Raw genomic sequence first — 13,721 nt, forward strand, 5'->3', positions numbered from 1 at the left:
TATAATTTGAAGATCTCGTAAATAAAAACGGGAACCTAAGTTCTTAAATATAAGATAATTAATGGGTTCCCGTCTATGAGCCGCTAGCCAGACTTGAACTGGCGACCTACGCGTTACGAATGCGTTGCTCTACCAACTGAGCTATAGCGGCGGTTTGTCTCTCGTTTACGGCGTGCAAAATTACAGCTTTATTTGAGAAAACAAAAAGAATCCGACAATTTTTTAGCCTTAAATTTTAAATCTCTCAGATTAGCCTTTATTGTAGAGCTTGAAACAATAATTTAACTTTCAAACATTCTACTGCGTGCCAGCATACAGGCTCCGACAATACCGGCTTTGTCTTTTAATTTGGAGGTCATAATAGCTGAATCCTTATTTACCAGGTTGAGCGAGTATTTACGTACTGCTGTTTTGATAGGCTGGGTAATATAGTCGCCTGTCAGTGATAAGGTTCCGCCTATTATAACTAGTTCCGGATTAAAGATATTAATTAATCCGGCAATCTGTTTTCCTAGTTTTTGGCCTATTTCTTCTACGATTTCAATACAAAGCAGATCTTCTTTATTTACAGAAGCGATAATTTCATCTAAAGTCAAAACATTGTCTTTTGACAAAATCCTGTTGGATAAAATTGAACTTTCTCCGTTCTGGATACGTTCTATTAATATTCGATGAAGAGCAGAGCCTGATGCTTCAGTCTCCAGACAACCTTTTTTCCCACAATGGCAGATGATTTCATTATCGAAAACATTTGTGTGCCCGAATTCTCCGGAAAATCCCGATTTGCCGGTATATATTTTCCCGTCAATAATAATGCCGATACCCAGCCCCCAGCTGACATTTACAAAAATAATATCTTTTTCTCCTTTTACGCACCCTTTCATATATTCTCCGTATGTCATGGCGCGTGTATCATTGTCAATTGTTACTCGAAATCCGATTTTTTCAGTCAACACCTCCGCCAGCGGTCTTTCTTCGAAATTAAACTGGCTGAAACTATATCCGGATTCCGGATTGACTCTGCCGGAAACATTTATATTGATATTTAATATTTTATCATTATCAATATCTACTTTCTTTATAAATTGCAAGATAAGTTTACATAATTCTTCAAGTGCTTCCGACGTATTTTCTGATTTGAAAGGGATATTCATCTTTAACTCTACCATATCACCTTTAAAGTTGATCAGGCCTATGTTAATTGCAAATTTCTTGATATCTACTCCAATGAAGTATCCTGATTCGGGATTTAGGCCGTATAAGCTAGGATAGCGCCCTCCACTCGTTTCCAGTTTGCCGTAATCATTTATATAGCCCTCCTCACACATTTCACTAATGAATTTTGTGACAGTTGGGACACTAAGATCTAGCTCCTTGGCTAAATCCGTAATAGTTGAACTACCATTATATATATAATGTGTGATAATCTTCTTCTTAAGAAGAGCGTTTTTAGTCCCTACTTCTATTTCTTTCAGTAAATGTTGTTTCATCTTAGTTCTTCTTTATTCTTTCTCGCAAAGATAATAAATTTATTTATTAATAGAGATTTCTTGTCTTTGAATTTATTATATTCTCAATTTCTGATATTTTTTCGTCGGAAATAATAATAAAGGGCTTTTGAGTGTCAGGTTTAATATAATAAATATTTTTATTAATAATAAACCGAATATTAAATATAAGACTTATATTTGTGCGATTATTGTTTAATTATAAATGAAAGGAAAAATATGATTGTATCTAATCTGCAAAATAGTCAGCGGATTGAAGGACTTCACCCTTTGTTTAAGTCTTTGTTTGACTATGTGAAAACACATGATTTGCTTCATGCCGATTTGGGGCGTATTGAGGTTGATGGTGATCATCTATTTATTAATAATGTGAATCCGGAGTGCGTAACTTCTGATCAGCAGGTTTTAGAATTGCATCATGACTATATTGATGTACATATCTTGTTGGAGGGTGAGGAAATGATTGGTTGGAAAGCTTTAGAAGATTTGCAAAACGAGACTAAGGCATATTCAAAAGAAGAAGATTGTGCTCTGTATTCAGATCGTCCTACTACCTATGTTAGTTTGCTTCCGGGGCAGTTTGTGATTGTATATCCGGAAGATCCTCATGCACCGGTTATTGGTAGTGGTAAAATACGTAAACTGATAGCCAAAGTGAAGCTCTGAATTATTGTTGTTTTTATATGGAAAAGGTAGTGTCGTCCATAGCAGAAGGCACTACCTTTTTCATGCATAAAGTGTTATAGACTCTAGTCCATTTAGTAATCCTCGAATATATAATAAAATATTTAATTAAATATTTGGCTTATAATAAAAATAGTATTATGTTTGCAATAATTTAATGCGAGTGAAACATAAAAATTGCTTTATATGAAAAACAAAAGTATTTATCCTTGGGTAGTAGTCGGTTTATTGTGGATAGTGGCACTTCTTAATTATATGGACCGCCAAATGCTTTCTACTATGCAAGAAGCTATGAAAGTAGATATTGTAGAACTGAATAAAGCAGAAGCTTTTGGGGCTTTAATGGCTATATTTTTGTGGATCTATGGTTTTATGAGTCCCGTTGCCGGGATTATAGCGGATAGGGTAAATCGTAAGTGGCTAGTTGTCGGTAGTCTTTTTGTTTGGTCCGCTGTCACTTTCTTGATGGGGTATGCCCATGATTTTCATGAACTTTATTGGCTGCGTGCTATAATGGGAGTCAGTGAAGCATTGTATATTCCTTCGGCTTTGTCGTTAATTGCTGACTGGCACGAAGGGAAGTCACGTTCTTTGGCAGTGGGAGTACACATGACCGGTTTATATGTAGGGCAGGCTATTGGTGGTTTTGGAGCTACGGCTGCTGCGGCTTTCTCCTGGCAGGCTACTTTTCATTGGTTTGGTATCGTGGGGATTGTCTATTCTTTGGTACTCATATTATTTTTGAAAGAAAATCCTATTCATAATGTTTCTAGCAAGAAAATAGATAATGTTCCTGGAGAAAAGAAACCTTCTATAATAAGTGGGCTTTCCTTACTGTTTACTAACTGGGCATTTTGGATTATTCTTTTCTATTTTGCTGCTCCCAGTCTTCCGGGGTGGGCAACAAAGAATTGGCTTCCGACCTTATTTGCAGATAGTTTGAATATTCCGATGTCCGAAGCCGGCCCGATATCTACCATAACGATTGCAGTTTCTTCTTTTATCGGCGTTATTTTAGGTGGCATCTTGTCAGACCGTTGGGTACAAAAAAATATTCGTGGACGGGTCTATACCGGAGCTATCGGTTTGGGAATGACTATACCGGCTTTACTTCTGCTGGGTTTTGGACATAGTTTTGTTAGCGTGATTGGTGCAGGCTTACTCTTCGGAATTGGCTTTGGAATATTTGACGCTAATAATATGCCTATTTTATGTCAGTTTGTATCGGCGAAACATCGTGCAACGGCTTATGGTATTATGAATATGACCGGCGTGTTTGCCGGAGCTGCTGTGACAGAAGTGTTAGGGAAATGGACGGATGGAGGAAGCTTGGGACAGGGATTTGCAATGTTGAGCATTGTAGTGGCTGTGGCATTGGTACTTCAAATCTATTTCTTAAGGCCGAAGACAGATAATATGGTAGATTAAGAGTATATATAACTTTATAAAAAATAAAATAATGGAACGAATTAAAGGACTTATTGACGCACCGTTTACTCCTTTTTATGAGAATGGTGAGGTGAATTTAGAACCAATTGAAGCATATGCTAAGATGCTGGTAAAGAATGGACTGCAAGGAGTGTTTATCAATGGTTCTTCCGGTGAAGGCTATATGTTGACAGAAGAAGAACGTATGCGATTGGCCGAACGTTGGGTTTCTGTTGCTCCTGAGGGTTTTAAGGTTATAGTGCATGTTGGTAGCTGCTGTGTAAAGGCTAGCCGTATGTTGGCAGAGCATGCACAAAAAATAGGCGCATGGGGGATTGGTGCTATGGCTCCTCCTTTTCCGAAGATTGGCCGTATTGAGGAACTGGTAAAATATATCGAAGAAATAGCAGCCGGGGCACCCGAACTGCCTTTCTATTATTATCATATTCCGGCGTTCAATGGTGCTTTTTTACCAATGGTTAAGCTATTGGAAGTGGTAGACGGTCGTGTTCCCAATTTTGCAGGTATTAAATATACTTTTGAGAGTATGTATGAATATAACCAATGTCGTTTATATAAAAATGGAAAATTCGATATGCTGCATGGACAGGATGAGACAATTCTTCCTTGTCTGGCTATGGGAGGCGCTCAAGGTGGCATTGGAGGAACAACTAATTATAACGGTAAAGAATTGGTCGGTATTATTGAGGCTTGGGAGGCAGGTGATATAGAAACTGCTCGTGAACGCCAAAACTTCTCACAAGAAGTAATAAACGTGATTTGTCATTTCCGTGGGAATATTGTCGGCGGAAAACGTATCATGAAGTTGATAGGGCTTGATTTGGGCAAGAACCGTACTCCGTTTCAGAATATGACAGATGAGGAAGAAGCGCAGATGAAAGCGGAACTTGAAGCTATTCATTTTTTTGACCGATGCAATAAATTTTAAAAACGCATAGCATGAATACAACAGAATATTTGAGTAAGTGGGCTATATCATATAAAGACGATATAATAAATAATATTATGCCGTTTTGGATGAAGTATGGGTTAGATAGAGAACATGGAGGGGTGTATACATGCGTTAATCGTGACGGTAGTTTGATAGATACTACCAAGTCGGTTTGGTTTCAGGGACGTTTTGGATTTATAGCTGCATATGCATATAATAATATAGAAAAGAATCCTCAATGGCTGGCAGCCTCAAAAAGTTGTATTGATTTTATCGAAGCACATTGTTTTGATACGGACGGACATATGTTTTTTGAAGTTACAGAAGACGGAAAGCCCTTGCGTAAACGCCGTTATGTGTTTTCTGAAGGTTTTGCTGCAATAGCAATGGCTGAGTATGCATTAGCAACAGGTGAAAAAGAATATGCGAAAAAAGCTTTGGATATATTTAAACGTACCTTGCATTTCCTGAATACTCCGGGATTTCTTGAGCCAAAATATTTGCCTACTCTGCCTTCAAGAGGTCATTCTATAACAATGATCTTGATTAACACGGCTTCTCGTATCCGTATGGTTATTGATGATCCGTCGTTGACAGAGCAGATAGATACTTCGATTGCAGCGTTACGTAAATATTTTATTCATCCGGAGTTTAAAGCTTTGCTTGAAATGGTGGGACCTGACGGTGAATTCATAGATACTTGTAACGGGCGCGTTATAAACCCGGGGCACTGTATTGAAACTGCGTGGTTTATCATGGAAGAAGCTAAATATCGTAATTGGGATAAGGACTTACTTCAGTTGGCTCTTCAGATTCTTGATTGGTCTTGGGAGTGGGGATGGGACAAGGAATTCGGAGGAATTATCAATTTCCGTGACTGTCGGAATCTTCCTGTTCAGGACTATTCTCAGGATATGAAATTCTGGTGGCCGCAAACAGAAGCTATTATTGCCACTTTATATGCTTATCAGGCTACCGGAGATGAAAAATATCTTCAGATGCATCAACAGGTGAGTGATTGGGCGTATGCTCATTTCCCGGATAAGGAATATGGGGAATGGTATGGTTATCTTCATCGTGACGGTACTGTGGCCCAACCCGCTAAGGGGAATCTTTTTAAAGGACCTTTCCATATACCTCGTATGATGATTCGTGGTTATATGCTTTGTAAAGAGCTTCTTTGAGATGTCACTGTTGATAGTTAAAGATACTTTTATTTAAAAGCACGTAGAGAAGCCGGCAAGATAAAAGTCTGCAAGTATATATGAAGCGTAACGCAGATGATGTTCAGATGTTGTCAGTTACGCAGAATTTGACAAGAAACCGCCAGTGCTGAATCCGACCCCTTATTTGGGATTCACCACTGGTAAGGTTTTCTTTTTTTTGAAAAACATTCATTTCTTCACTTTTCCCTGTTTGTCTGTGTTAGTGGATAAAGGATGGGGTGCGAGGAGTTCACTTCTATTTTTCATTATAGCAAGTCTTTATTTCATTATAGTAAATCTGAATATGCTTATAGCATAAATTATACTCATCGCGTATATTTTTCCTTCTTGTAGTTGAAACAAACTTCTAGGATTTTATAAAGCACTGCTTTAAGTAGGCAAAAGCTATGCTTTACACCTCCTAAAGCATTGCTTTAGATTTCTCAAAACGATGTGATATATAGGTATGGTGAAGGAGGTCTGAACAAATTTATTGGAGTTGTAGTTAACAAACATGAGCAAACGTTTGAAGTAATCGTCCTGGGTCTCAATAATTGTCGGGGACTTAAAGAATCCGTACCATTTGTGATACCTGTTGCTGTTACACTTATATAGATGACTCTGTTTTGCTTATGCAATCTGTCATTATACCGGTAATTGATTTTGGTTCTACAACAACCCCTAGAGAATTGAATAAGTGTGGTGTTGTCAATAAATAAATGCCTGTTTTTATAAGTATTATTGGTGAATGAATAGATAGTGGTTACAAGTGAATGCATAAGTTCAATTAGAACTTAGTTGAGTTATTTATTCATATTTTCTTTTATCTTATAGAGGATTTAGATATCAATCACCGATATGTATATCTTAAATCGCTGCAAATATATTTATATTATTAATATCTGCAAAGTATTTAATAAATTATTTTCTTATATATGCTATTAAATATAAAAATATGCATTATTGAAGTCATGAATAAAAGGGAAGAGTTATATCTTAAATAGGTAGAAAACAGGTCGATTTTGCGAATATGTTTTTGCTCCGATTAAAATTCTAAAGAGGAATCTGACGTAGGGAGATGAGGTATTACCGGAAGATTAGTTCTAATTGGACTTAGATAAGTATCTAAAATTATTTCAATTATTAACTAAAAGTAATACTAATGAAAAAAGACATCCTTTTGCTTATGTTGTGTCTTTTCTGCTCCATAGGGGCTATGGCACAGACAAAAACAATTACCGGTGTGGTAAGCGATGCTGCTGGTGAACCAATCATCGGAGCGAGTGTTGTCGAAGTGGGTACAACAAATGGTACCATTACTGACATCGATGGTAAATTTGTATTAAACATGAATCCGGACGGAAAAATCAGAGTTTCGTATATCGGATATCAAGTACAAACAATTGATCTTAAAGGAAAGACTTCTTTCCGGATTCAGATGAAAGAAGATTCTGAGATGCTGGAGGAAGTGGTAGTAACCGGTTATGGCGGTAAACAGTTGCGTACTAAAGTTACCAACTCAATTTCCAAGGTAAAAGAAGAAACATTGAAGCAGGGATTGTATTCAAATCCCGGTCAGGCATTATCCGGAGCTGTTGCAGGTTTGTCCGTTAGCCAGACTTCCGGTAATCCGGGCAGTACACCGACGCTGGTCCTTCGTGGAGGTACTAACTTTGATGGTTCTGGCTCTCCTCTGATTCTGATTGATGGACAGGTACGTTCTTCTTTGAGTGATATCAATCCGGATGATATTGAATCAATGGAAGTATTGAAAGATGCCGGTGCTACTGCAATCTATGGTGCACGTGCCAATGATGGTGTAATCCTTGTTACAACCAAGCGCGGAAAAAGCGGAAGAGCAGAAGTGAACCTGAAAGCAAAGTTCGGGTTAAACTATTTCAAAAATTCCTATGAGTTTCTTGATGCCGGAGATTATATTTATTGGATGCGTATGGGATATAAGAATGCTTATATGGGAGATATGAAACATCCGGACGGAAGCGTTGTGAAGGCATGGTCTTCACTTAGTTCATTGACTAGTGCTACTCCTTACGGTACAGGTAATGCTTATTTTGCGAGTGACGGGGTGACCCCTCTGGATGGAAACAAAACGAGTTCTGCTATTTGGAGTACAATGAAATATACTGATAATCTGGCTTTTTTGTTGGATCAAGGTTGGCAAACAATGATCGACCCTATCTATGGGGATAAACTTATTTATAAAAACACAGACATTGCAGATTTCAACGTCCAAACTCCAGCATTTTCACAGGATTATAATTTAAGTGTAAGTGGCGGAAATGAAAAAGGGAACTACTATGCCGGGTTAGGTTATAATAAGAGTGACGGTACGGCATACGGCAACTGGTATAAGCGTATAACCTTTACCTTCAATGCTGATTATAAGCTGAAAGAATGGTTAACTTCCAGTTCCAGTTTTAATTTTGCGGACGCTACTTGGAACGGGTTGCCTGCGACTCAGACAGCAGAGGCTAATTATTTTTCTCGTTGTTTGTCATTGCCTCCTACTTTCCGCGGTTACAATGCAGATGGAGAGATGCTGTTAGGCCCTAACTCCGGGGATGGTAATCAGCAGTATAATTTTGATAAGTTTGTCCGGGATCAGAACACTGATAAGTTTACAATGAATCAATCTTTCACTGTAAACTTCATGAAAGGACTTTCGTTAAAGCTTGGTGCAATCTGGTATTATCAGGAAGAAAAGGACGAAAGCTTTAATAAGGATTATTTAAGTTCTCCGGGAAATAAGGTTACTTCACGCAGCACCTCTGCTTATTATGACCGCACACTGGATCAGACCTATAATGCTGTATTAAATTATAATTATCAGATAAACAAAGATCATTATCTGGATGCGATGGCTGGTTTCGAATATTATGATTCTTATAATAAAGGTTTCAATGCATCCGGTTCGGGAGCCCCGACCGACGACTTTATGGATTTACAGTATACGTCAAAAGAAGAGGGAAAACGCTCTATTGACTCTTGGCATTCACGTCAACGTATCATGTCTTTCTTCGGACGTGTAAATTATGATTATCAATCAAAATATCTCTTGTCACTGGTACTTAGAAAAGACGGTTATTCTAAACTGGCAAAAGAAAACCGTTGGGGAGTATTTCCGGGTGTTTCGACCGGGTGGGTTTTCAGCAAAGAGAAATTTATGGCAAACACAAGCGATATACTTTCATTTGGTAAATTACGTGCAAGTTTCGGTCTGAACGGTAATGTTAACAAGAACTTTGTAGGCAATTATACCGTACAGGGGTCATACGGTAGTAATACTTACAATGGCGCTACGGGATTTCTTTTGGGAAGTATTCCTAATCCTTATCTGATGTGGGAGAAATCCAGAACTTTTGAAATCGGTCTTGACTTAGGCTTTCTCGAAAATCGTATTAATGCTAATTTGACCTATTATAATCGTCTGACTAGTGATAAATATGCTAATATCACCGTACCTTCCACGTCTGGAGTAGGTTCTGTGGTTTCCAATAACGGTAAGTTCCAGAATCAAGGATTTGAGTTTGAACTGGCTTTCCGTATTATTGACCGGAAAGACTGGAAATGGAATCTGAACTGGAATGGAGCACTGAACAAAAATAAGGTCGTAGCGTTGCCGGATAACGGGCTGGAGCGTAATCGACAAGATGCATATCAGGTATATACCGGCTATGGTGACGCTAAAATGTGGGTAGGAGGCTATCAGGAAGGACAACGTCCGGGTGACTTGTATATGTTTATCGCTGACGGTATCTATAAATCACAGGATGAGATACCGGCTGGTTTGATTGATATTACGTCCGGTAATAATGGATCGACCGGCAGACCTTTATATGGAGGGGCAGAAGGTTATAATAAATTGTCCGACAGCCAAAAAGAAAACGCACTACCTATTCAGCCAGGTGACGTAAAATGGAAAGATGTCAATGGGGACGGCGTGATTGATAATTATGATATGGTAAAGGTAGGAAATACGGTACCGAAGTGGACAGGCGGTTTCAATACTACGGTGAGCTGGAAAGACTTGACGTTATCGGCGCGTTTCGACTATGCTTTAGGGTTCAAAGCGGTAGACTGGAAATCGATGTGGATTATGGCTTGCGCGCAAGGTACATATAATACTATCCAGGAAACTAAGGATACTTGGACACCGGACAATCCGAACGCTAAATATCCTACATATGTTTGGGCGGATCAGTTGGGAAAGAGAAACTATTGCCGTAGTTCTTCCATGTTTGTGTATAATGGTAATTATCTGGCACTTCGTGAACTGTCGCTAACTTATCGGTTACCGTCGATATGGGTGCAAAAAGCTAAATTGAGTAACGTGGAATTGTCTGTGACAGGACAAAACTTAGGTTATCTGACAGAAGCGAAGCACTTGTTCTCACCTGAAAAGGCGGATAACAACGGTGGATATCCATTGCCTCGCACTGTAATTTTTGGTATCAACGTTTCTTTCTAACATATAAAAAAGACAGATTATGAAAAAAATAATATACATCATTTCTTTATTTGTATCCTCTGTCCTCTATACATCATGCGATGCTTTGGATTTGGCTCCCGAGGATTATTTCGGAAGTGGAAACTATTGGAATAATGAAGCTCAAGTTGATGGATATATGACAGGTATGCATTCTCAACTGAGAAGTTATTATGATATGTTCTATGTTCTAGGAGAAGTTCGTGGTGGAACACAACGTGTAGGAACTTCATCTGAAAATACTAGTTTGAACTATGCTAATCTCCGTTCCAATGTAATCGATCAAGACAGGCCGGGTATTAGTAATTGGTACGGTCTTTATTCTCCAATCATGCAAGTCAATCATTTTATTCAGCAAGTAGAGAATGAATGCAGTTTCCTGGATGATACAAACAGAAAACACTATTTGGCTCAAGCGTATGGATTGAGGGCATTATATTATTTCATGCTTTATAAGACGTATGGGGGAGTGCCTATTGTCACTGAAGTTGAACTCTTGAATGGCAAGGTGACTGCGGACAAATTTTATGTGGAACGTGCGACAGCGGAAGCAACGCTTGAATTTATAAAAGGTGATATTCAAAAATCAGAGAATAATTATGCAGATATTACAGTGACAAATAGTTACGATAAAACAATATGGTCCAAAGCTGCTACCCTGATGTTGAAAGCGGAAATATATATGTGGGCTGCTAAAGTGACCATTACCGGACATACTGCTACCGGAACAACTGATTTGAAGGTTGCTCAAGCAGCTTTGAATCAGATTATAGGTAAGTTTGAATTACTGTCCGATTTTGAAAATGTTTTCAGTACTTCCAATCGTAATAATAAAGAGATTATTTTCACATTACACTTTGCCGACGGCGAAGCAACCAACTGGGCTGGGCAATTTTTATATCAGGATGCAGTATTTATCGGACAGGTGTATGGACGTGACAGCAAGCGGATAGAAACCGACACTTTGAATCTGAAAGGGACTGGCGGTGTATTCAGGCATGAATATACCTATGATTTCTGGTCTGCCTATGATGAAAAAGATACTCGTCGTGATGTAACCTTTTTGGAATATTATACTCAAGAAGATAAAGATCCTGCAAGTTTTGGCTGCGTTATGAAAAAAGGCATAGGTTCAATTAACTCTAATAACAATCGTATTTATGATACGGATATTATTATCTATCGCTATGCGGACGCTTTGCTTATGATGGCCGAAGTGGCAAACGGATTAGGTGAATCATGCAGTACTTATGTTAATGATGTACGTAAACGTGCTTATGGCGACGACTATGCCGGGCACGAATACGCTGACGGTAGTTTTGAAGCAAACGAATTGGCTATATTGCACGAACGCGATAAGGAATTTGTCTGGGAAGGTAAACGTTGGTTTGATGTTGTACGTATGCAGGATGCTTCTCATAATTCGTTGGTGTTTTCGGCAGCAGCCAATTATCCGTCTACTTCTCCTTTGATTAGTACGAGTGAAAAGCATAAACTTTTATGGCCATTGGATATTAGCACGATGAATATCAATCCATTACTGGAACAAACTCCGGGATATGACACTTATAAAAAGCAGCCGGAATAAAAGTTAGTACATTGTGATAAAAAGCGGGATAGGGACTAATTTATCTATCTCGCTTTTTATCTTTTTCTTCCTTTTAAAGAAAGAAATGGCACACTAATGCTAGTTTATTAATATTCTTGTATATAATAAAATATTTAATTATTTGCTGGTAATATGATAAATTTATATCTTTGTGCCCAAACAATTAATAATACCATGAAAAGAAACCTACTTTTATTATTATCTATCCTTTTTTTATCTGTCTGTGGGACTTTGCAGGCTGTTACATCGGATACTGTATTTGTGCGTGAAACTCAGATTCCAATTTTGATTGAACGACAGGATAACGTGTTGTTTATGTTGCGTTTGAATGCAAAAGAGAGTCGTAGTTTGGATGAAGTAGTTTTGAATTTTGGCAAAGATGTGAATATGGCGGATATACAGTCCGTTAAGTTATATTATAGTGGTACGGAGGCCAGACAAAACTATGGTAAGAAATTCTTTACTCCCGTATCTTATATTTCCAGCCATACGCCGGGGAAGACATTGGCTGCGAATCCTTCTTATTCAATTAATAAATCACAGGTAAATAATCCCGGGCGGAAAGTGATACTGAATGCTAATCAGAAACTTTTTCCCGGAATCAATTATTTCTGGATCAGTCTGCAAATGAAACCGGGCGCCTCTTTGCTGGATAAAGTGTCAGCTAAGATTGTTACTGTTAAGGTTGATAATAAAGAAGCACTTATGCATACGGTTTCGCCGGAGAATATAGCTCATAGGGTAGGAGTAGGGGTACGCCATGCCGGTGACGATGGTTCGGCTGCCTTCCGTATTCCGGGATTGGCAACTACTAATAAAGGAACATTGCTGGGAGTTTATGATGTACGTTATAATAGCAGTGTTGATTTGCAGGAACATGTGGACGTCGGTTTGAGCCGTAGTGTAGACGGTGGTAAAACATGGGAGAAGATGCGTTTACCTTTAGCTTTTGGTGAAACTGGCGGTTTGCCTGCTGCGCAGAACGGTGTTGGCGACCCTTCGATCTTAGTGGATACCAAGACCAACACAACATGGGTGGTGGCGGCTTGGACACATGGAATGGGTAATCAGCGTGCTTGGTGGAGTTCTTATCCGGGAATGGATATGAATCATACGGCCCAGTTGGTATTGTCAAAGAGTACGGACGATGGTAAAACGTGGTCGGAGCCTATTAATATAACAGATCAGGTGAAAGATCCATCCTGGTATTTCCTTTTGCAAGGACCGGGACGAGGTATCACCATGCAAGACGGCACATTGGTATTCCCGATTCAGTTTATCGATTCTACCCGTGTTCCGAATGCGGGAATTATGTATAGCAAAGACCGTGGCGAAACATGGAAAATCCATAACTATGCACGCACCAATACAACAGAAGCTCAGGTAGCGGAAGTGGAGCCTGGCGTACTGATGTTAAATATGAGAGATAACCGTGGAGGCAGTCGTGCTGTCGCTACTACCAAGGATCTCGGTAAGACTTGGACAGAACATCCTTCTTCCCGTAAAGCTTTACAGGAACCGGTGTGTATGGCAAGTTTAATCAGCGTGAAAGCGGCAGACAACACATTAAATAAGGATATTCTTTTATTCTCCAATCCGAATACGGTAAAAGGTCGTCATCATATCACGATCAAGGCCAGTCTGGATGGAGGTATCACCTGGCTACCCGAACATCAAGTGATGCTGGATGAAGGTGACGGTTGGGGATATTCTTGTTTGACAATGATTGATAAAGAGACAGTCGGCATATTATATGAAAGCAGTGTCGCTCATATGACTTTTCAGGCAATCCGGCTGAGAGATATAATACAATAGGAATTATCATACG

At 39.0% G+C, this 13,721-nt stretch carries 8 protein-coding genes and 1 tRNA gene; 7 read left to right on the forward strand and 2 right to left on the reverse strand.

The window, feature by feature from the left end; genetic code table 11:
- Nucleotides 1-78 precede the first annotated feature (78 nt).
- Together CGC64_RS11120 and CGC64_RS11125 are read right to left on the reverse strand one after the other, a co-directional pair.
- Nucleotides 79-151, reverse strand: a tRNA-Thr gene (locus CGC64_RS11120).
- A gap of 130 nt (nt 152-281) precedes the next feature.
- The gene (locus CGC64_RS11125; protein ID WP_005676463.1) at nt 282-1,490 is read right to left on the reverse strand and encodes an ROK family transcriptional regulator; all 1,209 of its coding nucleotides are present in this window, start codon (nt 1,488-1,490) and stop codon (nt 282-284) included.
- A gap of 237 nt (nt 1,491-1,727) precedes the next feature.
- Here CGC64_RS11125 and CGC64_RS11130 point away from each other — a divergent pair, with 237 nt between their 5' ends.
- From CGC64_RS11130 to CGC64_RS11160, 7 genes are all read left to right on the forward strand, one after another.
- Nucleotides 1,728-2,174, forward strand: coding sequence for a YhcH/YjgK/YiaL family protein (locus CGC64_RS11130; protein ID WP_005676461.1), 447 nt, complete (start codon nt 1,728-1,730; stop codon nt 2,172-2,174).
- 204 nt (nt 2,175-2,378) lie between these two features.
- Nucleotides 2,379-3,620: an MFS transporter gene (locus CGC64_RS11135; RefSeq protein WP_005676460.1), complete on the forward strand. Its 1,242-nt coding sequence runs from the start codon at nt 2,379-2,381 to the stop codon at nt 3,618-3,620.
- A gap of 31 nt (nt 3,621-3,651) precedes the next feature.
- Nucleotides 3,652-4,569 (forward strand): dihydrodipicolinate synthase family protein, encoded by a 918-nt coding sequence (locus CGC64_RS11140; RefSeq protein ID WP_005676459.1) that lies wholly within the window; start codon nt 3,652-3,654, stop codon nt 4,567-4,569.
- A gap of 11 nt (nt 4,570-4,580) precedes the next feature.
- Entirely contained in the window at nt 4,581-5,756 is a 1,176-nt protein-coding gene (locus tag CGC64_RS11145; protein WP_005676458.1) for an AGE family epimerase/isomerase, read from the forward strand.
- 1,183 nt (nt 5,757-6,939) lie between these two features.
- Nucleotides 6,940-10,266: a SusC/RagA family TonB-linked outer membrane protein gene (locus CGC64_RS11150; protein ID WP_005676457.1), complete on the forward strand. Its 3,327-nt coding sequence runs from the start codon at nt 6,940-6,942 to the stop codon at nt 10,264-10,266.
- A gap of 19 nt (nt 10,267-10,285) precedes the next feature.
- Entirely contained in the window at nt 10,286-11,872 is a 1,587-nt protein-coding gene (locus CGC64_RS11155; protein ID WP_005676456.1) for a RagB/SusD family nutrient uptake outer membrane protein, read from the forward strand.
- Nucleotides 11,873-12,067: 195 nt separating this feature from the next.
- Entirely contained in the window at nt 12,068-13,708 is a 1,641-nt protein-coding gene (locus tag CGC64_RS11160; protein ID WP_032854988.1) for a sialidase family protein, read from the forward strand.
- Nucleotides 13,709-13,721 lie beyond the last annotated feature (13 nt).

Source organism: Bacteroides caccae, assembly GCF_002222615.2.
Classification (GTDB): domain Bacteria; phylum Bacteroidota; class Bacteroidia; order Bacteroidales; family Bacteroidaceae; genus Bacteroides; species Bacteroides caccae.